The organism is Bacteroides reticulotermitis JCM 10512 (assembly GCF_000517545.1).
Classification (GTDB): Bacteria; Bacteroidota; Bacteroidia; order Bacteroidales; family Bacteroidaceae; genus Bacteroides; species Bacteroides reticulotermitis.
The window spans coordinates 81,229-104,958 of sequence record NZ_BAIV01000019.1 but is presented as its reverse complement, the minus strand read 5'-3'; the positions used below and the strand labels follow the sequence as shown (position 1 = coordinate 104,958).

The following is a 23,730-nucleotide window of genomic DNA, read 5'->3' as shown; positions in this document are numbered from 1 at the left end:
CATGAAAAAAACAACTCTTTTAATCCTTTGGATAATGTGCCTACACATATACAACGTACAGGCGCAAAAAATAAAGATTAAAACCGGAATCGAAGTTCTCAAGGAGCAAAACTTCAAGTGCATAGACGGCAAACGTGTCGGTCTCATCACGAATCCAACGGGAGTAGATAACCAAATGCGCTCTACTGTAGATATTCTGCACGAAGCACCCAATGTTAAACTGGTAGCCTTGTACGGACCGGAGCATGGAGTTCGGGGAGATAGTCATGCCGGAGACGCGGTTGGTAGTTCCGTTGATTCAATCACCGGACTTCCCTTATTGTCCTTATACGGCAAAACCCGCAAGCCCACACCTGAAATGCTGAAAGGAGTAGATGTACTAGTATACGACATACAAGACATCGGGTGCAGATCTTTTACCTACATCAGCACCATGGGGTTGGCTATGGAAGCGGCTGCGGAGAACGGAATAGAAGTTATTGTGCTGGACCGTCCCAATCCGTTGGGAGGGAATAAAGTAGAAGGTAACTTAACAGAAGACGATTGCATCTCCTTCGTCAGCCAGTTTAAAATCCCGTATCTCTATGGACTGACATGTGGCGAGTTGGCACAAATGCTCAACGAAGAGCAACCGGCTGCCAAACGTTGCAAGCTTCAGGTTGTGAAAATGAAAGGTTGGAAGCGCAAGATGAATTATATGCAAACTGGTTTGCAGTGGATTCCCTCTTCTCCCCACATTCCCCAACCGGTATCCGCGTTTTTCTATCCGGTATCCGGCATCCTTGGCGAATTGGGCTATATCTCCATCGGAGTAGGCTATACAATTCCTTTCCAGCTATTCGCAGCCTCTTGGATTGAAGCCGACCGGTTGGCCGACCGACTAAACGCACTCCGGTTACCGGGCATTCAGTTCCGCCCCATTCACCTGAAGCCTTTCTATGCTTTTGGAAAAGGAGAAGATCTGCAAGGCGTACAAGTACATCTTATGAATTACGAAGCAGCGGCACTGAGCGAGATTCAGTTCCTCGTCATGCAAGAAATAGCAGTTCTCTACCCGGACCGAGCCGTATTTTCTCATGCAGACCCGAAGCGATTCAGGATGTTCGACCAAGTCTCCGGTTCCAAACAGATTCGGGAGCTATTCAGCAAACGCAATCGGTGGGAAGACATCAGAGACTATTGGTATAAAGACGTAGATAGCTTCCGCAAATATTCAAAACGATTCCATTTATACAAATAAGAACGTATGAAAGAGAGAGAGATACTTTTCCTGAAAGAAATAAGTAAATTCATCCCACGTGACCGAATTTACACGGATGAACTGCGCCGCTTAGCCTGGGGAACAGACGCAGGCTTCTATCGCCTTGTTCCGAAAATCGTCATTCGTTCGAAAGGCGAACAGGAAGTATCCGAATTGCTGCAAACAGCCGACCGCCACCAGTTGCCTGTTACCTTCCGGGCAGCCGGTACCAGTCTGTCCGGACAGGCGATCAGCGATTCCATTCTCATCATTGCCGGAAAGCATTGGGAAAACTATTCAATCTCTGCGGATCATCAATCCATATCCTTACAACCCGGCATCATCGGGCAACGCATCAATGAAGTGTTAGCTCCATTCGGACGCAAATTCGCTCCCGACCCGGCTTCTATCAAGAGTGCGATGCTGGGAGGTATTGTCATGAACAACGCCTCGGGTATGAATTGCGGCACCCACGCCAACAGCGATAAGGTGTTATTATCCGCTCGAATCATATTAGCAGACGGTACAATACTGGACACAGGCAATCCGGATTCTCGCAATGCTTTCGAACAAAGCCATCCGGAGTTCATCCGACAGATAGTCCGGTTGAGAGATCGTGTAAAGCATGACGAGCAATTGTCAAGCCGTATACGCTACAAATATTCCATTAAGAATGTGACAGGGCTCAACCTACTTCCTTTGCTGACCTTCGACGATCCTTTCGACATCATCACACACCTAATGGTTGGTTCCGAAGGTACGCTCGCTTTTCTGGCTGAAGCCACTATGCAGACGGAATACGATTATCCGCACAAAGCAAGTGCCATGCTCTATTTCGAAGATATAAAAGAAGCTTGTAGGGCCGTAGTCGCTCTGAAAGGAATAACCTCTCCGACTGGCGAACGGATTGTAAAAGGAGCCGAATTATTGGATTGGAAATCGCTCGCATCGGTGAACGACCCCACAGGTGAAGGGCTTACGGCTGTACTTACCGAGACAAAAGCATGTACTTCAGAGGAGTTAAACGAGCGTATTGCCGCTATCAAAGAAGCCCTGGCACCCTTCCGAACGTTCACGCCCATCTATTTTACAGACAATCCGGAGGAGTATTCCAAGTATTGGGCAATCCGCTCCGGCATCTTTCCTTCCGTAGGCGGTACACGTCCCTTGGGGACAACCAGCCTGATTGAAGATGTTGCGTTCCATATTGAAGACCTTCCCGAAGCCACCGCAGAGTTGCAGCAACTCCTTGCCAAGCACGGTTACGAAGACGCCTGCATTTACGGACACGCCCTTGAAGGTAATTACCACTTCATCATTAACCAGTCGTTTCACACGGAAAAAGAAGTGAATCGCTATGAAGATTTGATGAATGATGTTATCACCCTCGTTGTAGACAAGTATGACGGATCGCTCAAAGCAGAACATGGTACGGGACGCAACATGGCCCCGTTTGTACGCTACGAATGGGGAAATGACGCTTACGACCTGATGAAAAGCGTCAAACAGTTATTCGATCCGAAAGGGTTATTGAACCCCGGCGTTATTTTCAACGACGATCCGAAATGCCACATTAAGAACTTCAAACCGCTTCCTCTGACTAACCCCCACGTGGATAAATGCATCGAATGCGGATTCTGCGAAGTCAACTGCCTGACCTGTGGCTTCACGCTTTCGTCCCGGCAACGGATCGTTTTGCAAAGAGAAATTACGCGCCTTACGCAGAGTCAAGAAGATCCGGTCAGATTAAAAACATTGCAACGCCAATACCTGTATCCCGGAAATTCGACTTGTGCCGGCGACGGACTCTGCTCCATGTCATGCCCGATGAGTATTAATGTGGGCGACCTCACCCATGATCTCCGACAAGCCGCAATTCCTGTGGGAAGCCTGAGCTATTCGGTTGGCAACTGGACCGCCTCACACTTCCGGGGTGTGAAAAAAGGCATGCGTTCGGTATTGACTCTGGCCGATGCGGCACATACTGTCTTGGGAACTACCGTGATGAGTTCATTAACTCAACGTATGCATCAACTGGTAAAGGTACCTCTATGGACACCGTCAATGCCTAAGGCGTACCAGATTAAAGAGAACGTCAAGCGAGATGCGGCAAATCATACCGAAGCCTGCAAAGTCGTTTACTTCCCCAGTTGCATCAATCAATCGATGGGAGTGAGCGCGCAATCGCCCGTTAAGCAACCGCTTGTTGAGAAGAGCATACAGCTATTGCAAAAAGCCGGATATGAGGTTATCTTCCCCAAAGAGATGGATAAGCTATGCTGCGGTACAATTTGGGAAAGCAAAGGTATGCCCGATATTGCAGACCGTAAAGCTTCGGAATTAGAAGAAGCCTTATGGGAAGCGAGCCAACAGGGACTTTACCCGGTGTTGTGCGATCAAAGTCCTTGTTTGTACCGCATGCGGAATACCATACATAAGATGCATTTATTCGAACCGGTAGAGTTTATCTACACCTTCTTGCGTGATCAATTGGAGTTTATCCCAACCGAGCAACCCATCGCCATACACATCACTTGTTCCATGCGCAAAATGGGATTGGACAAAACCTTCATCTCCTTAGCCCGGCTATGCGCCAATCAGGTTCTTGTACCGGAAGAAGTAGGCTGTTGCGGATTTGCCGGTGACAAAGGATTCACGCAACCCGAGGTAAACGCTTATGCATTGAGGAAGCTTAAACCTCAACTAGAACAACATGATATACGCGTGGGCTATTCCAACAGCCGGACCTGCGAAATCGGATTAACCACACATTCGGGCATATCCTACATTTCGCTAGTCTATCTGGTAGACCAATGTACACGCCCTAAAAAGAACTTAACACACTAATACTATCAAACGATGATTCGAACAGTCAACCAACGTCTATTATCTCTAGACATCCTTCGAGGCATTACGATTGCCGGAATGATTCTGGTCAACAACCCCGGAAGTTGGAGCCATGTCTATGCTCCTTTGAGGCATGCCGAGTGGATCGGACTCACCCCAACCGATCTGGTGTTTCCTTTCTTCATGTTCATCATGGGAATATCAACCTACATCTCTTTACGGAAGTATGAGTTCCGATTCAGTCGGACAGCGGCTATGAAAATACTCCGCCGGTCGGTTGTTATTTTTGCGATCGGGCTAGGCATTACCTGGTTCTCGATGCTTTGCCAGACCTGGAACTCCTTGTCCGAGCAGTCGCTTCCGTTCTTCGCTCGGCTGGGACAGTCGATGTGGACCTTCGACCACATTCGGATTCCGGGAGTTATGCAACGATTGGGAATCTGCTATGGTGCTACCGCCCTCATCGCCCTCACGATGAAGCATAAGCATATTCCTTACCTCATAGCCACCTTGCTGGTGGGTTACTTTCTACTGCTTGTCAACGGCAACGGTTTTGAATACAACTCATCTAACCTGTTGTCTGTTGTCGATCGTGCCGTATTGGGAGAAGTGCATATGTACAAAGATAACGGCATCGACCCGGAAGGGATTCTCAGCACCATCCCTTCCATCGCCCATGTACTTATTGGTTTCTGTGTCGGCAGACTGATGATGCGTACTAAGGATATCCATGCAAAGATCGAACGGTTATTTCTGGTAGGAACCGTGCTCACGTTCAGCGGCTTCTTACTCAGTTACGGCTGCCCGATCAGCAAGAAGATATGGTCGCCCACCTTCGTGCTGACTACTTGCGGACTCGGCTCTACCCTGCTTGCCCTACTCATTTGGCTGATTGATGTGAAAGGTTACCAAAAGCCCACTCGCTTTTTCGAATCTTTCGGTGTCAATCCACTATTCATGTATGTGGCGGGAGGCGTACTTTCAATCTTGCTCAACAACCTACTATTCACCTATCAGAGAGAAACAATCAGCATGCATGGATTCGCTTATGAAACCATACTAAGGCCTTTCTTTGGCGACTATTTCGGATCGTTTCTATTCGCGATCCTATTCGTTGGTCTCATTTGGTGCATCGGATATATATTATACAAAAAAAAGATATACATAAAGATATGATTCTAATAGCAGATAGCGGCTCCACCAAAACAGCCTGGTGCCTGGTAGAGGATGGCCGTATTAAACAACAGATAAAGACGAAAGGCATCAATCCTTTTTTCCAGTCGGAAGAAGAGATTCAGGAAGAGATAGGCAAAGGACTTATCCCATACTTGCCCACGCACAGGATGGGGGAAGTTCATTTCTATGGCGCAGGTTGCGCCTTTCCCGATAAGCTGGCCATTATCCACCGGGTGATTACCAGTCATTTTGAAGTAACCCGGGAAGTTGAAGTCAACACCGATATGCTGGCAGCAGCACGCAGCCTGTGCGGACATCTGCCGGGGATAGCCTGCATTTTGGGAACAGGCTCCAACTCATGCCATTACGATGGCAGAGACATCGTAGAGAATGTTTCTCCGTTGGGTTTTATCTTGGGAGACGAAGGTAGCGGAGCAGTCTTGGGAAGAGTGCTGGTTGGCAATATCCTCAAAAACCAACTGCCTACTGAGATGAAGAATGAGTTTCTAAACCAATACGGTTTATCAGCTTCGGAGATTATCGACAAGGTCTACCGTCACCCCTTCCCGAATCGCTTTCTGGCAAGCCTTTCTCCCTTTCTGGCCCAACATATCGATGTTCCTGAAATACGTCGGTTGGTTTTGGAAAGCTTCAAAGACTTTCTGAAGCGCAACGTCATGCAGTATGATTACAACCAGTATCCTGTACATTTCACCGGCTCCGTCGCATTTTATTATCAAGACATCTTGAGACAAGCGACTCAGGAAACGGAGATCGAGCTGGGAAACATATCCCAAAGCCCGATGGAAGGGTTAGTCAAGTACCACCAAACAGTAAGAAACAATTAGTTATGGATTTTATAAAAATAACAGAGCAGCCTTCGCTCTACAATGATCTTGAGAGTAAGTCGGTAGAAGAGATTCTAAAAGAGATCAACGCCGAAGATCATAAGATTGCGGATGCCGTACACAAAACCATTCCGCAGATAGAGAAATTGGTTGAACAGATTCTTCCCCGTGTAAAGGAAGGAGGACGCATCTTCTATATGGGCGCAGGCACCAGTGGACGTTTGGGGGTGCTCGACGCATCGGAGATTCCGCCGACATTCGGTATGCCTTCCAATGTTGTTATCGGCTTGATTGCAGGCGGTGAGACCGCTCTACGCAATCCGGTAGAAAACGCGGAAGACAATACAGAACAAGGCTGGCAGGATCTGTTGGCATACAGCATTAACCCGAAAGACACCGTGATTGGAATTGCGGCTTCGGGCACAACTCCGTATGTCATTGGGGCTATGCATACAGCTCGTGAGCATGGCATCTTGACCGGATGTATCACCAGCAATCCCAACTCGCCCATGGCTGCCGAAGCGGATGTAGCAATCGAAATGATTGTCGGCCCGGAATATGTGACAGGTAGCTCGCGCATGAAATCGGGCACCGGACAAAAGATGATTCTGAACATGATCAGCACCACGGTCATGATCGGACTCGGAAGAGTGAAAGGAAACAAGATGGTCAATATGCAACTCAGCAACCACAAACTGGTTGACCGCGGTACGCGTATGATTATCGAGGAGCTGCCATTGAGTTACGAAGAAGCCGAAGCCTTATTGTTACAATACGGTTCGGTCAAGGAAGCAGTAGAAGCTTACCGAAACCAACAAACGACTACCCCTCTAACATAAAATCGAAATGAATAAAATACGGCTTCTCACAATTCTGTTACTGCTTCCTCTCAATTTCATTCCGGCTCAGGAGCCTGTACGATCGGCGCACTATGACAGCCGTTTACAGGTGTTTGAGCAGGAAACTCCCATCTGCCACCAGGAGATTGTTATGCTTGGCAACAGTTTGACGCAAAACGGAGGTGACTGGAATACCCGCCTTGGGAAAAAGCTGATTCGGAACCGGGGAATTATCGGTGATGACGCACAGGGAATATACGACCGTTTAGATGAAATAACTTCCGGGCACCCTCGTAAGATCTTTCTGCTGGCAGGAGTTAATGACTTATCGCACGACCTGACTGTAGATAGCATTGTGGCACAGCTAACCAAAGTGATTGATAAAATCCGAAAAGACAGTCCCCAAACCCGTTTGTATGTACAAAGTTTGCTACCGATTAACGAAAGCTTCAACCGTTATCAGCGGCTCAACGGTAAGAGCGACTCGATACCTGCCATAAACCGTAAACTAAAAAAGGTGGCCAAAAGCAGAAAGGCACGTTTCATCAATCTATTTCCTCGATTTACAGCTCATGATGCACGCTCACTTCGCCCCGAGCTGACTACTGATGGTCTACATTTGAATGAATCCGGTTATGTAATTTGGTGCAAAGCACTCAAAAAGCGTTTCTAATTAAAAGAAGCTTTTGCCTTTCCTCTTTTGATAAAAGACCCGCCATTCGGAATCAGAGACCAGCATAAACAGAAGCCATAAATGTATACTTATTTCAAAATACGATATCAACATATTAACATTCATAGTGGCAGTACTTACTGCCACAAAAAGCAAAGCCCCACAAAGTAAAAAAAGATATTAAACACTATATATCAACAACTTATCTCTTTTTGAGAGCCAAATTTATTGCTGCCACTGCCAACTGCCACCTTAATGCCTATATCCACAGAGATTTTAGTCTAACAAGCCAACCAATTGTAAATTTATAATGAAGTAAAGCAACGCTATTTACTAACCATTTTTACTAATTTCCACACTTGGTTGAACGTGTGTATATCAAACATTCACAGCTATCTCTATCAACAGAGTAATGCATTTGGAAGTTGGGCTCACCCTTTTACCTTTTTTTGATGCATTTCTCATGCTTATTCAAGGCATTTCTCATTGCATATTGCTCATTTTCCAAGAGTGAGAATGCAATACCCCACTAAGCTGAAGGTAGGAAACTAGAAAAGCTAGTACTAAGTAGGTAAAAGCTAGTACTAAGTTAGGGTAAAGCTAGTACTAGGTTAGGGTGAACCTAGTACTAACATTGGTCGGACCTAGTACTAGGTTTGGGTCAATGTAGTACTAGCTTTTGGAAATTGTAGCACTTGACTCTCCTTTCTTAATAAATACGTTGGTAACTCTCAGAAGAAAAGAAACAATACTGTTTGCAACTTCAATGAAAGATCCGACTAGTAGAAGGTCACATTCGTAGTTATTGTATATCTGCATCAAAAGATCCTTTAAGTAACCCGGTAATTGGGGGTATACATATCAAGAGGGATGGTGAAGAAACAACGACTCAAAACCATCATTATATAGTTACATATCATTCTTGCTTTTTATTAAAATCGCTGCTGAGATAGGCATTAAGGTGGCAGTTGGCAATGGCGGCAGCATTTTTGCTAATAAAAACCGAGTAACTCACTGAACAACAACGAATAACATATCAACAACCCTACTGCCACTTATTTATTTCTTATTGAAGATACTGCCACAAAAAATGGCTATTCGCATAGAACCAAATTCAATAATAATATACAAACAGATAATTATCTTGATAGTAAGTGACGGTTCAGAATAACATATTCCCCACCCCTTTCACACCTTTACGAGTACGTGCAACTCACCCTTTTCGTATTCTAGCTAAAGCTACCAAACAAGAAACCACTCCTGCTAAAGTTGCTTTAAGCAGGAGTGGTTTCACATAAAACAGTTCTTTGAAATAATCTTTTCGAGTCTTACCGAGCGGTAATGAAAAAGCTCCGTTCGACAGCTTCAGCCGTTTGAACTTTGGGTTCGATGCTACGCCCATATTGCCAGGCAACAACCGTGATCTTTACCGGATATTTGGCGCGGGGAGGAATCGATGTCAATACAAGTCGATTGCCTTTCATTTCGGCAGGTCCCTCCTTGACATAGTAATAAACCGGAAGCCCGGAGTCGGATGTAGCTGAAAGCGCTATCGTTTGAATGCTTTTATCTACCGAGGGCAGTTCCGGAAAAGTAATCCGCTGAGGCTTGCCTTCTTTATGGCGATAAGGCATACGTATTTCTACCTGCTGAACGGTACTCTTGTACTTTTTGTCCTGTGAGACAGCAGCCATCAGACAAATACTGGCAGTTCGTCTCGGATTGTGCAGGCCCATTCGGTAAAAGCGAACGGTGAATGTGGTATCGTTCACCACTTCTACCGGGCCACAAAGGCGAGAAACTGTTATCGACCGCTTGCCATGATCTGCCGAATAAGCAGCTCGCAACGTGTCTGTATATACAGCTTTCAAGTGGAAAGTCACGCCATCTTTCTCGGGTAGAAACGCAGGAGACATCCGCACATGAGACTTGGGATCAAACAGAACAAGTCGGTTAGCTTGTTCGAAACCGATGTATTGCTCCTTTTTCCCTCGTTCGTTGGCATAGTACCTTTCAGTGGCTTGGGCCATTTCCTTATCGAAATACCAGAAAGCTTGTGTTTTATCACCTTTATATTCGGCATAAGGAGCAGCCTCTGCTACGGGCAGTTCGTCTTTTCTCCAACGATCGGCCAACCAGCCTTTATGCGCCTCAACGGGAATCAATTGAACCGGAGCATCCAAAGGAGCTGTCCGAGGCAATCGGTATTGGGTGGCTTTGGTTAAGAACAGGTTCAGATAATCAATCAGTTCATCCGATATATCGAAATGCCCATGTCCGGCATCGGCCAGGAAAGAGAGTGGTGCATTGGGATGCTCCCGCCGGTAATCGAAAGAGGTAAATAACCGATCTTCCCACCACTCGTATTCCCCCATCACCATCAAAGAAGGAATACCTTCAATGCTGCGTGTGCCCCAATCCAGATTCGCCCTTCCATAACCGGTAAGATGAGTCCGCGGAGAATCACCGTGAATGGAAAGCACGGCAAGTGTCCGTTCCGGATTCCATGCGGCATAGTTCCACGGATAGGTTGCCATAGCCGAATGGCCAACCGGAATAACGGGAGCAAACTCCAATTCCGTATAGCCACTCACTGCCGAGAAATCTTTCAGCATCTTTTCGAAGATACGTTGCACGCCCGTTGCGATATCCCATCGTTGATCAACTCCGGGGGTGATCCATATTTCCGCGATTCCGAGTTTACTGAGGGTCTTGCGGAATTCAGGGTGTTCAAATATTGTTTCCTCGGTCATGTTATGCTGACCGATAATGACCGCGCGAACCTGCTTGCAGTTCTCCGGTATCCACAAGAATGCACGGGGATGGCTCTTTGTCTCATCGGAAACAAAGTCTTCGAGTTCAACCGACCATTGCCAAGGGGCTGCCATTGCCCTGCCAACACATAGAGACAGGGCTAACAATACGAGTACAAGATGTTTTTTCATACGATTGCTTATTTAGCCGGAGTAAAATGCAATGCCGCACCTCCACTGGCTTTCAGTTTCAAAACCAGTTTGTCACCCGCTTTAATATTCTTGCGAGTGATACGCACTTTCGTACGTGTATTCAACCGATCGTCGTCTTCGTACAGAGCCAAGCTGTATTTTGTTCCCGGAGTCAGAAAATCAGTAGGTACAGTTACCGTACGCGCGTCGGTGTTGGTCATTGCCCCAACAAACCACTCGTTGCCGGAACGACGTGCCTGCACGATATACTCACCTATTTCTCCGTCAAGGGCACGACTATCGTCCCAAACGGTAGGAATCGCTTTCCAAAACTCCAATTCTTCTTCGCCTCTATAAAGTGACGGCTGATCGTACCAGAACATGAACTGCAAAGGACTGTAGTAAACAGCCGCCATTGCCAACTGATGTGCCTTGGTGTTTTTCACACGGTTATTAAAGTAACAGAGCGTATAGTCGGCAGCTCCGGCCAGGAAACGGGTATAAGGCAACAGTACGTTGTGTGTAGCATCGGGCATTTCTTCGTTCCCCCGAATACCTTCCTGTGTCATTAGGTTCGGATACGTACGGCTGAAACCTGTGGGGCGATATTCATCGTGAATATCGACAAGCATCTCATACGCGGCACATTTGCGGATCGCATCGTGCAACCAAGTACTCCAATGTTGGTTGCCGATTTGTACGAAACCAAACTTGATGCCTTTCACCCCCCATTGCTTATAGAGTGGCAACAGCACATCGAGTTGCTGCACCAGCGCACGCTGATTGACGTAAACAAAGACTCCCACTCCTTTGGACTCGGCGTATTTACATAATGCGGGGATATCGAGGTCTTTCGCTTCGTCCACGGACGTTGCATCAGAGCTCATCTTCATCTCCGGACCGTACCAGCCGGCATCCATATGTACGTATTGCAGACCCCGCTCAGCCGCAAAGTCGATTCCTGCTCTAACCTCAGCCTGTTTCAATCCGCAACGGAATACCTTACCGGGTTTAATCCAAGAGGTATCGGCGATCCGACACGCCGGGTTCAGGTTGAGTATGAGATCGTTGTTGTTTATCAATTCGATGGGTCGCGTAGCCGCCATAATAACTCGCCAAGGGGTATTGTAAGGTGAAATCACATCCACACTGCTGTATAGACTTGTAACCAGCGTAGACGGTTTTTCGGCGGATAAGCGGAACTTACCACGGGCGTAGTCCACCATTTCGGCTTCGGTGAGTGCCACGAATAATCCGTTCGGCAGTTTCAGAGTCAGCGGGCGTTCGCTCTCTTCTTCGCCCCATCCTTTCAACGGGCGGAGTTCGCAAGGGCCTTGTGCCCAACGCTCATAATAGGCCAATGTTCCTTCGGGCATCGTGAAGCTCGTTTGTTCGCCGGTGATATGCAAGAACAATCCGTTGGTCGTTTCCGGAAAGTGATAGCGGAATGCCACTCCTTCATTGTAAGCACGGACAACGATATTCATGCGGTAGTTCTTACGCTTATCATATCCGCCTTCCCTATCACCCTCTCCTTCTCCCTTTTGGAGTTTCAGGGTCATTTCATGATAACGATCCAGAACTTCCGAACGCTCGCCATATACAGGCTTCCACGAATGGTCTACCGACTGACGCTCTACATCGGTCATGCGCAGGTTTTCACACCAGAAGTGGCAGGTGTCATTCGGGACGCCTAGTGCGGACTCGAACAATTGGTTCTTGATCTGTACGCCCAACTCGCTTTCTTCTACAACCACCTGATCTTTGTACATCAGCGTGTAATACATCCGGGCATTATCTACCCCGAACGAGCGTTGATAAAACGTAAACCGATAGTTTCCGTCAGGAGAAGCTAACTCCTGACGAGTCTCTGTCATCACATCTTGTGCGTTCGCCAACATGGGCACACACAGTAGCAGAAGCCAAATTCTTTTCTTCATTCTATTTAAATTCATGTTTATTCATTTTCCTTTATATACGAACGGAACCTTGCTTCCACTCAACCGGAAGGTATAGAAAAGCTTATTCCATCTGTTCGCGGTAAAGAGTAGGCGTCATCCCAATCAGTCTTTTGAAAACACGATAGAAATGGGCGGGTGTATCGAAACCACACGTGACACATATCTGAGACACATTCATCCGACTACCCGTCAAGAGTTTGCACGCGTAACTGATGCGCATTTCCAGTATATATTCTTTCAGTGTTTTGCCGGTATTCTCTTTGAAATAGCGACAGAACGCCGCCGGATTCATCGCGATATAAGACGCTATTTCGTTCAACCCGATTGGTTCGGTATAGTGTTTGTTCAGGTACGCGATAACCTTTTCCATTCTTTCATTCTTCAAGATGGAGGTGGTTGGTGTGTAATGGGGTGTTGTCAGGCACTTCCGCTCTTCTCCCGTAGCGATAGTTTGAAGGAGTGAAAGCAGTAGGATGATTTGTTCGGCTCCTTTCGCCAGGGGCAGCTGTTTGAGCAACCGGACAACCTTTCCGGCACGAGGAAGGGATAATTTGATTCCCCGGGAGGACTCTTCAAGCAGATTCCGGATCGAAATAAACTGGGAGTATTGCGATATGGAATAATGCATAAAGTCTTTCTCGAACTGTATATTCACTCCTCTCACACACTGTTCCGGCATCCCCTCGCAACGGGACGGACTTTGCATACTGTGTGGAAGCCCGGAACCGAAAAAGAATAAATCACCTTTTGAATAAGGAACAATGCTGTCGCCAACCAGACACTCTCCCTCTCCTTCTTCGACATAGATAATTTCATATTCGTCATGATAGTGCCACGGATAAGTAAAACACGGATAGTCATAAAGACGGGCTCGAATGGGATGGGTGGTCGAGATGGCCAGCTTCTCGTTCATTATTTTCTTCATAGTACTCTTCTGCTTTATAGATTTCCGCAAATATAAGCAAACTTCTTGCAAATATACGCATGAAAAGATGTAGAAAAACCACCTATTTTTGCATCAATTCAAATAAACACTAATAGAATGAAGAACGAGTTATTTAGCATTGCCGGTAAGGTAGCTGTCATTACCGGAGCAGGTGGAGTCTTGGGTGGTAGTATTGCCCAGCACTTTATACAGCAGGGAGCCAAAGTTGTAGCGATCGATATCCGTCAGGAGCAGTTGGATAGCCGGGTGGCGGAACTTAAGAAATACGGGACGGACGTGATCGGAATTATCGGTAATGTACTGGACATCTCAAGTTTGGAAAAAGTTGCCGAAGAGATAGTCAACCAATGGGGACGGATTGATATTCTGCTCAACATTGCGGGAGGAAATATGCCGGGAGCTACACTCGAACCGGAACAACACTTCTACGATATGGATATTGCGTGCTGGGAAAAGGTGACGAATCTGAATATGAACGGAACTGTTTACCCTTCGATGGTATTCGGTAAGGTGATGGCTAAGCAAGGCAAAGGATGCATTATTAACGTATCTTCCATGGCTGCTTATAGTGCCATAACTCGCGTACCGGGTTATTCGGCAGCCAAGACCGCCGTAGCTAACTTCACTCAATGGCTTGCCACCGAAATGGCCTTGAAGTATGGCGATGGCATCCGTGTGAATGCTATTGCTCCGGGGTTCTTCATTGGCGATCAGAACCGTCGTGTACTTATTAACCCGGACGGATCACTGACAGAAAGAAGCGTAAAGGTGCTGGCTAAGACCCCGATGAAGCGTTTCGGAGACATCAATGAGTTGAACGGCTCTGTGCACTTTTTGTGCAGTGAAGCCGCCAGCTTTATAACAGGGGCTATGTTGCCTATCGATGGTGGTTTCAGTGCCTTTAGTGGCGTTTAATAAGCTGCTCCTAAATATAAAGATAAGAAGCTATGATGGAAAAAACATGGAGATGGTTCGGCAAAAAAGATAAGATCACGTTGCCGATGCTCCGTCAGATAGGTGTCGAAGGAATCGTCACCGCTTTACACGATGTACCGAACGGTGAAGTCTGGACGGTAGAGGCAATCAGTGAACTGAAGTCGTACATTGAGTCGCACGGCTTGCGTTGGTCGGTGGTGGAAAGCCTTCCGGTTAGCGAAGCGATTAAATATGCCGGTCCGGAACGCGAACGATTGATCGCGAACTACCAAACGAGCCTGGCGAATCTGGGCAAATGCGGGGTGAAAACCATCTGTTACAACTTCATGCCCGTGATCGACTGGATACGTACCGACCTGCAACACCCCTGGGCCGATGGCACCAGCTCGTTATATTACGACCGCATCCGCTTTGCCTATTTCGATATCCGGATCTTGGAACGTGAAGGGGCAGCCAATGACTATACTGCGGAGGAACTTCGCAAGGTCGACGAGTTGGATAAAGTGATTACGGAAGCGGAAAAGGAGGAACTGATCGATACCATTATCGTCAAGACGCAGGGCTTTGTGAATGGGAACATCAAGGAAGGAGACAAGAATCCGGTTGCTATCTTCAAGCGATTATTGGCTTTATACAAAGATATTGACCGGGATGCTTTACGCGAAAATATGCGTTACTTCCTAGCTGCTATAATGCCTATATGCGATGAATACGACATCAATATGTGTGTGCATCCGGACGATCCTCCCTTTCAGGTACTCGGACTACCCCGTATCGTGACTAACGAAACAGATATTGCTTGGTACTTGCAAGCGGTAGACAATCCTCACAACGGTTTGACATTCTGTGCCGGTTCACTGAGTGCGGGTGAACACAACGACACCCGCGTACTGGCGAAGAAGTTCGCCAAACGTACGCACTTTGTTCATCTGCGCAGTACGGCTGCCATGGCCGATGGCAACTTTATCGAAAGCTCTCACCTCGAAGGCAGAGGACACCTCATCGAGCTGATTCGTATCTTTGAACGGGAGAATCCGGGACTACCCATGCGTGTGGATCATGGAAGGATGATGCTGGGTGATGAGGATAAGGGTTACAATCCGGGCTATTCGTTTCACGGACGTATGTTGGCTCTGGCACAGGTCGAGGGAATGATGGCGGTGATTGATGACGAGAAAAAAAACAAGTCCTAACAGATAGCTGGGGAAGCGCTGTGGTGATCACAGAACATCCGCCACAACGTAAACGAAAAGCAAATGCAACACCCTACTTTCTCAGCGGGAAGAAGGGTTGACAAAAGGAGGGAACAATCTGTTTCCTCCTTTTATTTGGGAGAATGCCCCTTTTGTTTCAGCTGTTTCCTACTGATGAAACAAAATTCTCACCGTGGTGAGAATTTATTCTCCTACCGATGAGAAAAAAGTTTCATCCTGATGAGCAAACGATTTGCAAGGCTTTCCCTATTCCTTCGGTCTTAAGCATTCCCGGCACGTAGCGGATCGTTTATGCAATTATCTCCGGACGATAAATAAATAGCTACCGGATGCTAGTTTCAACACGACTTTCCCATCTTCTACACCCACTGTCTCTATTCCTTTACACTTATTCAATGGCTTCCCCCCTTCGGTTATATGCTCCACTGAAGCAGCAGGCAGGTATAATCGGGCAGTCGTATTCGCAGGAACTGTAAACTGATAAATATCTAATTAACACCAACAACGTAGGTGAATAATTCCGGATTCTTTCGCATGAATGCCGCAGAAGATTAGTCCTTTTGATGATTTAGCCAATAGTTTGTCAGCTTATCGGCCTCTTCCGCAGTGAGATGAATTACCGCACCGTGCTTCGGGGATGTGAAATTAGTCGTTTTCATCACGCCTTCATTGAAGCGGCCCAGATCTTTGAAGTGTACAAAGTCGGCGGTTTCTATAAAGCCGAAGTTATGAGGCCGAATACTATATACGTCGTACATCAACACCCACTTCTCTTCTCCGATGCGTTTCCATACATTGGGAGCCTCACAGGCTTTGGCTTCCAAATCGTACCAACGAGGATCATACACGTAATCTCCATTGATCCGACTCGAGACCGCTTGCTTGATCCCCGCTTCACCGTCATGAGACACATAGAACAGGCGATACGTATCTCCTACCTTGGTTATATCTCCATCGATAGCCGAAACTTTCTCGTCGGGGTATTCAAACAGTATTTGCGGAGTCGTCTCGATGGTATCAAAATCATCGTTCACATAGACATAGTAGAGCTTGTTAGCCTCTTTCTTGTAGCGCATGGTAAAGTAAATCATCAACTTCCCTTTCTGATCATCATAAGCAACTTCGGGTGCCCACACACAGCCGACTTCGCTCAATCCGGCCGAAAGCTTATCAAAAGAAACATTGGCACGCTTCCAACGGATCAAATCCCACGACTTCATCAGCACCAAGCCGCGATTATTGCCCCAGCCGTACTCGTCGCCATCACGTTCCCACTCCGTCGACCGGAATCCTGCCTTCTGGGCGTATATATGTAAGTCGGTCATAGCTAAATAGAAAGCACCATCCGGACCCCGGAAGATGTGCGGATCCCGAATGCCTTGCTGAATCGCAATCGTATCTCCGGCAATCACAGGCTTGGCGTCATTCAAAGCGGTAAACGTATAACCATCCCGACTGAGAGCCATATAGAGTCCATGAGTTTCATCTTGGTGGAAGACCATCAGGTAAGCACTCATATCCTTCTCCTGCGGAATAGCATCTTTGTAACGGAAGTGACTAAAGCCGGCAGTTCCTTTTCCGGCAGAGAACAACCCGATGCGCAAGGCAAAGAAACCTCGATAGTTGTTATGATGGAATTGAGAAACATCCATGTGCTCGATCAGCGTGATCCATGTCTTCTGATCCTTGCTAACCATTATGCGGACACTGTTTCCCTGATTCTGAATCTTGGCGGTAAACTGCTTGCCAATCGTATTGGGCAGTTCGGTTTTCTTCTCCGCACCTTGGTAAATAACGAACTTCTTTCCATCCGAGACAATTCCGGCATAAGCGCTCTCATTGTAGAAAAGGACGAGTCCGGCTGTATTTCCTTTGCCTACCTGTACATCGACTTGGGTTTCATAGTTCTTATCTTCGGCAGTAGTCAGCAACATACGCCCGTCAGCCGGAGTAGTTCCTTTGGCCTCAACCCATAAAGTCCGCTGTTTGAAAGCAAGCGATTGAGGAGCGTATTCTTTCCAGAAGGTCCATTGGATTCCCAATTCCGGACCCTTAAAATTATCAGATAGTTCCAGGCCATGCTTAATGGACTGATTCGGTTGGATCGGAGTAGCTGTGGACTTGGTACGATACCAGCCATCGGTTGTCCATTCAATCGGTTCAAGCAACGTCTGACGTCCCAAAGTATGGTAGCCTTTGGCATACGCATGATATACGATCCACCAATTGCCATTCACATCATCGACCAGTGTTCCATGCCCTTTCGACCACCAATTATCCGTCACGCTATACGTGTGTACCACCGGATTATAAGGAGAGTTCTCCCACGGGCCGAGCGGACTCTTGGAACGGGCGGAAACAACCATGTGACTGGTAGCAGGCCCTGCTGTTCCTCCTTCGGCCGAAGTCATATAATAGTAACCATCTTTATAGCTTAATTTAGGGGATTCCAGACACATACACTCGGTGTCCCATCCCTTCGGATATTCCCATCCATTGTAGACGTCCTTCGCATCGCCTATCGTAGACAAGCCATCATCCGACAGCCCTATCACCTGACCTTTCGAGAGGTAAAGGTAGCGTTTGCCATCTTCGCCGACAACATGACCGGGATCGATGCCACCCACTTTCAAATCAATCGGTTTGCTCCACGGGCCCCGAATGTCTTCCGCATAGATCACCCAATTCGTTCCGGCAGAAGGATAATAGATATAATACTTATTTTGATACTTTATCAGGTCAGGCGCCATAGCCGAACCTGTCCATTCGGTTAAGGCACGGGCAACCGGCTCCCAATTGATCAGATCCTGCGAATGCCAGATAAGAAAGCCGGGAGCATAATAGAAGGGAGAATGTGTGAGGTAGTAATCATTGCCATCTCTCAAGATCGTAGGATCGGCATAATCGCCTGAAATGATTACTCTCGGATATTCTTGTGCGTGAAAGATTCCTGTTGCCAAGGCAAATAGGAAGAGAATAATAGATCTTTTCATTCGTTTCAATATAAAGTTAACACTAAGCGGTGGTGTACTAGTAAATACGGTAAGAAGAACAGATCCACCTATTCATATCACACACAAAACTAAACATTTATTTGTACCCGAGACAGCAAATCTTGCTAAAACTGTCAAATAAGGTGATGATTTAGCCCGATCAGCAAACAAAACCATCGATATCAAGCTAAAAGGTGACAAGAGAATACCATTCAATTGCCACCTTATTTATTACGACTTATACGCAGTATCGTACCATCACTTTAATTGTATTTTACCTACAAAGTCTTTCTTATCCACATTCAGTTCGTCTAAAGAAGTAACCCGTTTCCCATTCAACACGATATTCTCGAATACGATATTCTCGACCCTTCGATTCGCATCGTACCCTTCCACCACAGAAGCATTGATATACTTTCCGGTGCAGGATATGTTGCGGAAAACAATGTCCTTAATGCCTCGTCCGGGACCGGTGTTGTATTTCGGATTGTACATGACCCGCAGATGGAACAATTGCCCCTCCTGAATATTCTCTACCCGAATATCTTCGAACGTAATGTTCCGGGCCAGATTATGGTCACCCACATTGATTGTCATGCAACCCTGATAATCGCGATCGTCTTCATCGTGCTCCAGAATGTCGATGTTCTTAAACAAGATATGCTCCAGGACCTCATCACCGGTCTTGGTATTCCCGTGCGTACCGATATTGATAGGATGCGCGATATCCGCCCAGAGCGTGGAGTTAAGTACCTGTACGTTGCGGCAATCGCCATAGAAATCCCAACGATGGGTATAGAGTGCGATGCAATCGTCTGAGTTACGCAGAAAGACATCGTCTATCAGCACATCCGAACACGACATGAAATCGAGTCCATCGCTCCATCCCTGATAACTGAATGATTTCAGGTTCTTAATTGTGATGCCTTCCGATTGCCCGCCTGAAACGGTGTAATAGCGCGGGTTAACGATTGTAGGCCCGTCTATCTCGATGTTCTTTGAATACGAAATAGCGATGCCTTGCTCCGGTTCCAACAACATTCCGTGTCCCAATATCTTAATGTTCTCCACATGATCACAAAGTAAACGACCTTTCAGCACCGCTCCTCCCTCCAGATAGACCGTTGTATTGGAAGGAATCCGAAAGCCTTTGGATGCCGCGTCCGTGGGTTCATGAATACCCGACTCAAAATACATCACGTTGGGATCGTTCTTATCAGGCACATGATGAATGATGGGATTGGCAAACAGATGCAGGTTGTTCAAACGATCGCCATTAAACTCAATCGACAGTTTCTGCGGTTTATCCAGCGTAAACAACAGATGCTCACCATCGATTTCCGACTGGATTCCCTTGGACAAAGGACGCACCACTGCCGACCGGATCTCTCCGTTATTCTTCCGTATCAACACTTCTACCTTACCCGTAAAATCAAACTGTACCATCGTCGCGTCAGACTTGGTATCCATGTCTACCTTTACATTATACTCATAAAGGTCTACCCACTCTTTTTCTCCTATTTGTCGCACTTTTACTGTGTAATCATCGTTGTGACGGGCATAGTAGATTCCCATCGGAACGGGATAGGTAACTATTTCCGCCAAGGCACTACTCCACCCTACGATCAATACTAAAAATACAGTAACCAGCCTTGCTAATATCTTCATACCTATAATTTCACTAAACAATTCATATAAAAAGGTTCTATCATCTTCTTCCGTCCAATGGTCGAAAAAAGATGATAGCCCCTGCTCTTTATCTCGCAAACATCAATGTACCAAGTCCCAATACATCGTAACCACCGGAATTAGCATCATAATAACCTCCACCACCTTCAATACCAACATATTCAGTAGCAATCTTCGTGTATTTAAGTAGATTGGATGAGATGTCTTTCACTTCTTTATAGTGGTAGTAAGGCAGTGCCCATATGGCGCGTTTAATCCATTTACCATCACCAAGAGCGGTCTGTTCTTCCGGAATCGGGTAGCCCCACGCACTTTGTTTCTGCCAGATATACGTAGTGTACGGAACAGTCTCTTCAGTATAGTTACTACACGCTGCATATTCACAAGCTCTCATGAAGAGATTATTATCATAGGCGAAGAAATCGTCTCCCTGTGTCCATGCCAGCTGGCAAATCACTCCCATCAAACCGACACACATCAATGTATGGCCTTGGTCACGTCCACTCTCTTGCCACTGGGCCAGATTGTACTCCGGCGAATAATCATGATAGATGGCACGACGGAGGCGTCCGTTTGTATCTCCTGTTTGCAAATGCTCGATACCTTCGTTATAGATGTCGCGACGATCAGCTACGATACCGATAGCCATCTTGGCAGCAATGTTACATAAACACCAGTTTGCCCAGTAATGCAAGGGATTGGTATCATGATGGCGTTGCAGGAAGTCTTTGTTAGCTGGATAAAAGACTTTAACCAACCAATCCTGAAAAGCACGGAAGTCTTCAGGCGCCCATCCGTCATAGTCTCTTAGTAACTCACCTGCAATGGCAAATTCATATCCGTAGAGTCCCGCTGCTAACGATAAATTGGTATTTCCGGTTACACCTACGCAAGTCTTCACCCATTTATTCAAGTTGGCAACTGCCTTGGCTGCATACTCGTCGTCTTTTTCTATTCGCCAGCGTATGGCTTGCTGATAAGCGATGGTCGCTCCCCTTGCTGCGTTCATATAGTTTTCATCTCCTGATACGCCGCGTTTGATCCACTCTACCGGCCAGGTTTCCGTATCTTTCTGTGCAAAGCTACTCTCTTCCAGTAGTTTGTAAGCACTAACCCAGGGCTCTTCTTCAGCATTCAACTTCTCGGTAATACGTTCATAGTCTGCTGCCGAATGGAAGCCACCGTGCAGCATGGGAGTATCTGCCGATTTAAGTTCCACCTGTACCAGATTGATTTCATTATCAGGAAGAGGTATCTTGTTCAAGTCTGTTTCTACATTGACTCCCGGAAGATCGACACCGTCACCGCATCCTGTCAATGACAGGAAGGCGAGTGTCGCGGTTATATAATATATCTTTTTCATGATGTCCTTTTAATTTAAGTCAGTAACTATATGCATTTTATTCAGTAACCAAGTGAACTGTCACTGAGGTGAAAGTTGCCCAAACGGTATTATCAGCCCATACAACAAAGCCAACAATCAAATGGTCCAAATTCTCTGTCAAGTTCAAGTTTAGAGTCTCGGACGCCTGATGGCCAATCGTCATTGCGATTTCTCCTTTCACACCCGTTTGTCCGGCAATCCAATTCCCATTATCATATCCGGGTATATCACTTGCTTCTGTGCCTTTGCATACTACGAATGCTGCATTGGAATAACCACTCGACTTGCCTAACGATATACCGTCTAGGCCTATCCTGTATTTTCCCTTCGGCAAGCTCGTTTTCTGCCACATCTTCCCATTCTTATTATTACGTTTCCCCCACTGATGCAGTGCAATGCAGCCATTCGAATCACGACCTCCCGTTATACTGGGATATTGCAAACCACCATTGTTTTGAATGTCGGTCTTTTCCCAGTCGTGCAAGCCGTCACGGTCCCACTCGGCTCCGGCAAATCCGGCACCTTGGAAAGGCTGTACGCTATTCTTCAATACATACTTCGTAATATCTCCGTTTGCCGGAAGCAAAGCCAATTCTTTATCACTTATCACAGGCTCGTCTATATCTGTAAATACAGCAGTTACTTTTCCTGCGTTAAATCCATTCGGAACTTTCACCGTGATTTTTGTTGAAGTAATATTAGTAATCTCCGCCGGTGCTGTCACCCCATCAAATGTTACCGAAACATTATTCTTATTCGTATCGAAGTCATGTCCTATCAAAGTGATCTCTTCGCCGACTTCGACCAGTGTACCATACGGATAAACATAAGACGACTGTACGGAACTTATCTCCGGTGTTTGCAACACATTGAATGTGCCATATTTACCCATTGGGATTTCGGTATCCATAATAACCAGCCGGATAACCACGTTCTCACTCGGAGTAACTCCTTTCGGTACATTCACTACAATATTGCCCGACTTATTCAATTTTACACTACTGCACTCCATCTCATCAAAGAAGACTTTAATGTGATCCGCATTTGTTCCAAAGTTCGTACCGGAGATTGCTACTTCTGCATTGATGTATCCTTTCTGCACCGAGATACCTGTCACTCCCGGTGTAGGCAATACGGTATAAGTTAGCGTTTTTTCGATGGTTTCGAATGAAGTGCTGACAGTAACGGCGTATTCACCCGCTACCAAATCAGCCGGAACTTTAACCTTAATCTCTGTATTGGTAGGATCACCTACCACCTCAGCAGCCACCGGCTCGTCTTTCTTTCCTTTCTTAAAGAACACGCGAATCCCTTCTAGCTCAAGCCCTTCACTTGCCAGAATCTCCGGATTAAGATTCGTTCCGGTAATGGTAACTTGACTACCGGCAAAGCCAGTTTCAAGAGATAGTTTATCTAATGTAGCATGTTGTAACACCGTGAATGGCACCGGAAGATTCACCGGCTTATCGGTAATCGTTAGGGTTATCTCTCCGCTTTCTGCGCCATTAGGTACTTTCACTACAAAACTATCGACGGTTGGTTCGCTGGAAAATAGTGCAGCCTCTGCCTTTCCGGCAAATAGTAGGTTATAGAAAGTAGAAGATACTCCCAGATCATGTCCTTTAAAGGTTATTTCATCACCAACAAAGCCATAAACCGGTTCAATCTTCACAACTCCCGGATTGCCGAGTACATCATACATTAGTTGCGTATCTACTTTTTGTCCGTAAACAACCACTGAAATACGCCCTGCAGTAGCTCCTTGCGGCACTCTTACGGTTATCGCTTCGTCTTCACAAGAAACGATCTCCAATTCCGAGCTTCCTACATATACTTTGACGTCACTTGCTATTATACCGAAGTTTGTACCTTTCACGGTAAATTCGTTATCTTCATAACCTTTGTTCGGTGAGACTTCAGTAACAGTCACCACGGGATCCTGGTTGATTATGTTGACCACCTCCTCGTTGTCTCCATCACATGAAACTGCGAAAACCAAGAGTAGAACCGGTAACACATAATTATATAACTTCTTCATA

Annotated in this window: 15 protein-coding genes; 8 read left to right on the top strand and 7 right to left on the bottom strand. The window is 46.5% G+C overall.

Going from position 1 to position 23,730, the window contains the following annotated elements; all coding sequences use genetic code 11:
* Window position 1: 1 nt before the first annotated feature.
* The 6 genes from JCM10512_RS12560 to JCM10512_RS12535 are packed head-to-tail and all read left to right on the top strand — an operon-like array spanning window position 2 to window position 7,623.
* Window positions 2-1,240: an exo-beta-N-acetylmuramidase NamZ family protein gene (locus JCM10512_RS12560; RefSeq protein ID WP_044163504.1), complete on the top strand. Its 1,239-nt coding sequence runs from the start codon at window positions 2-4 to the stop codon at window positions 1,238-1,240.
* Between the two features lie 6 nt (window positions 1,241-1,246).
* Window positions 1,247-4,087, top strand: coding sequence for an FAD-binding and (Fe-S)-binding domain-containing protein (locus JCM10512_RS12555; RefSeq protein WP_044163501.1), 2,841 nt, complete (start codon window positions 1,247-1,249; stop codon window positions 4,085-4,087).
* Window positions 4,088-4,099: 12 nt separating this feature from the next.
* Complete coding sequence (locus tag JCM10512_RS12550) at window positions 4,100-5,263, top strand: acyltransferase family protein (RefSeq protein ID WP_044163500.1); 1,164 nt, start codon at window positions 4,100-4,102, stop codon at window positions 5,261-5,263.
* Entirely contained in the window at window positions 5,260-6,111 is an 852-nt protein-coding gene (locus JCM10512_RS12545) for an ATPase (RefSeq protein ID WP_044163498.1), read from the top strand. The genes JCM10512_RS12550 and JCM10512_RS12545 overlap by 4 nt, the downstream gene beginning before the upstream one ends.
* A 2-nt stretch (window positions 6,112-6,113) precedes the next feature.
* Entirely contained in the window at window positions 6,114-6,950 is an 837-nt protein-coding gene (murQ, locus tag JCM10512_RS12540) for an N-acetylmuramic acid 6-phosphate etherase (RefSeq protein WP_044163494.1), read from the top strand.
* 7 nt (window positions 6,951-6,957) lie between these two features.
* Entirely contained in the window at window positions 6,958-7,623 is a 666-nt protein-coding gene (locus tag JCM10512_RS12535) for a GDSL-type esterase/lipase family protein (protein ID WP_081741296.1), read from the top strand.
* A gap of 1,328 nt (window positions 7,624-8,951) precedes the next feature.
* Here the strand turns inward: JCM10512_RS12535 and JCM10512_RS12530 are convergent.
* The 3 genes from JCM10512_RS12530 to JCM10512_RS12520 form a co-directional block, all read right to left on the bottom strand.
* Complete coding sequence (locus tag JCM10512_RS12530) at window positions 8,952-10,568, bottom strand: alpha/beta fold hydrolase (RefSeq protein WP_044163493.1); 1,617 nt, start codon at window positions 10,566-10,568, stop codon at window positions 8,952-8,954.
* 8 nt (window positions 10,569-10,576) lie between these two features.
* Window positions 10,577-12,523 carry a glycoside hydrolase family 97 protein gene (locus tag JCM10512_RS12525; protein WP_044163491.1) on the bottom strand — a complete coding sequence of 649 codons (1,947 nt, stop codon included), beginning with the start codon at window positions 12,521-12,523 and terminating at the stop codon, window positions 10,577-10,579.
* 67 nt (window positions 12,524-12,590) lie between these two features.
* Window positions 12,591-13,454 carry a helix-turn-helix domain-containing protein gene (locus tag JCM10512_RS12520; protein ID WP_044163489.1) on the bottom strand — a complete coding sequence of 288 codons (864 nt, stop codon included), beginning with the start codon at window positions 13,452-13,454 and terminating at the stop codon, window positions 12,591-12,593.
* A gap of 117 nt (window positions 13,455-13,571) precedes the next feature.
* Here JCM10512_RS12520 and JCM10512_RS12515 point away from each other — a divergent pair, with 117 nt between their 5' ends.
* Entirely contained in the window at window positions 13,572-14,390 is an 819-nt protein-coding gene (locus JCM10512_RS12515) for an SDR family oxidoreductase (protein ID WP_044163487.1), read from the top strand.
* A gap of 32 nt (window positions 14,391-14,422) precedes the next feature.
* Window positions 14,423-15,604, top strand: a complete 1,182-nt coding sequence (gene uxuA / locus JCM10512_RS12510; RefSeq protein ID WP_183208842.1) for a mannonate dehydratase — start codon at window positions 14,423-14,425, stop codon at window positions 15,602-15,604.
* A 572-nt stretch (window positions 15,605-16,176) separates the two neighbouring features.
* On the opposite strand, the gene JCM10512_RS12505 is transcribed toward uxuA, so the two are convergent.
* From JCM10512_RS12505 to JCM10512_RS12490, 4 genes are all read right to left on the bottom strand, one after another.
* Window positions 16,177-18,618: a family 43 glycosylhydrolase gene (locus tag JCM10512_RS12505; protein WP_044163485.1), complete on the bottom strand. Its 2,442-nt coding sequence runs from the start codon at window positions 18,616-18,618 to the stop codon at window positions 16,177-16,179.
* Window positions 18,619-18,876: 258 nt separating this feature from the next.
* Window positions 18,877-20,286, bottom strand: a complete 1,410-nt coding sequence (locus tag JCM10512_RS12500) for a glycosyl hydrolase family 28 protein (RefSeq protein ID WP_044163537.1) — start codon at window positions 20,284-20,286, stop codon at window positions 18,877-18,879.
* Window positions 20,287-20,374: 88 nt separating this feature from the next.
* The gene (locus tag JCM10512_RS12495) at window positions 20,375-21,670 is read right to left on the bottom strand and encodes an alginate lyase family protein (protein WP_044163483.1); all 1,296 of its coding nucleotides are present in this window, start codon (window positions 21,668-21,670) and stop codon (window positions 20,375-20,377) included.
* A gap of 37 nt (window positions 21,671-21,707) precedes the next feature.
* Window positions 21,708-23,729 (bottom strand): IPT/TIG domain-containing protein, encoded by a 2,022-nt coding sequence (locus JCM10512_RS12490; RefSeq protein ID WP_158332217.1) that lies wholly within the window; start codon window positions 23,727-23,729, stop codon window positions 21,708-21,710.
* Between the last annotated feature and the right edge of the window lies 1 nt (window position 23,730).

Bases quoted from the DNA above. Each gene is read 5' to 3' on its own strand.
- JCM10512_RS12560 (WP_044163504.1), top strand. From the start codon at position 2: ATGAAAAAAACAACTCTTTTAATCCTTTGGATAATGTGCCTACACATA.
- JCM10512_RS12555 (WP_044163501.1), top strand. From the start codon at position 1,247: ATGAAAGAGAGAGAGATACTTTTCCTGAAAGAAATAAGTAAATTCATC.
- JCM10512_RS12550 (WP_044163500.1), top strand. From the start codon at position 4,100: ATGATTCGAACAGTCAACCAACGTCTATTATCTCTAGACATCCTTCGA.
- JCM10512_RS12545 (WP_044163498.1), top strand. From the start codon at position 5,260: ATGATTCTAATAGCAGATAGCGGCTCCACCAAAACAGCCTGGTGCCTG.
- murQ (WP_044163494.1), top strand. From the start codon at position 6,114: ATGGATTTTATAAAAATAACAGAGCAGCCTTCGCTCTACAATGATCTT.
- JCM10512_RS12535 (WP_081741296.1), top strand. From the start codon at position 6,958: ATGAATAAAATACGGCTTCTCACAATTCTGTTACTGCTTCCTCTCAAT.
- JCM10512_RS12530 (WP_044163493.1), bottom strand. From the start codon at position 10,568: ATGAAAAAACATCTTGTACTCGTATTGTTAGCCCTGTCTCTATGTGTT.
- JCM10512_RS12525 (WP_044163491.1), bottom strand. From the start codon at position 12,523: ATGAATTTAAATAGAATGAAGAAAAGAATTTGGCTTCTGCTACTGTGT.
- JCM10512_RS12520 (WP_044163489.1), bottom strand. From the start codon at position 13,454: ATGAAGAAAATAATGAACGAGAAGCTGGCCATCTCGACCACCCATCCC.
- JCM10512_RS12515 (WP_044163487.1), top strand. From the start codon at position 13,572: ATGAAGAACGAGTTATTTAGCATTGCCGGTAAGGTAGCTGTCATTACC.
- uxuA (WP_183208842.1), top strand. From the start codon at position 14,423: ATGATGGAAAAAACATGGAGATGGTTCGGCAAAAAAGATAAGATCACG.
- JCM10512_RS12505 (WP_044163485.1), bottom strand. From the start codon at position 18,618: ATGAAAAGATCTATTATTCTCTTCCTATTTGCCTTGGCAACAGGAATC.
- JCM10512_RS12500 (WP_044163537.1), bottom strand. From the start codon at position 20,286: ATGAAGATATTAGCAAGGCTGGTTACTGTATTTTTAGTATTGATCGTA.
- JCM10512_RS12495 (WP_044163483.1), bottom strand. From the start codon at position 21,670: ATGAAAAAGATATATTATATAACCGCGACACTCGCCTTCCTGTCATTG.
- JCM10512_RS12490 (WP_158332217.1), bottom strand. From the start codon at position 23,729: ATGAAGAAGTTATATAATTATGTGTTACCGGTTCTACTCTTGGTTTTC.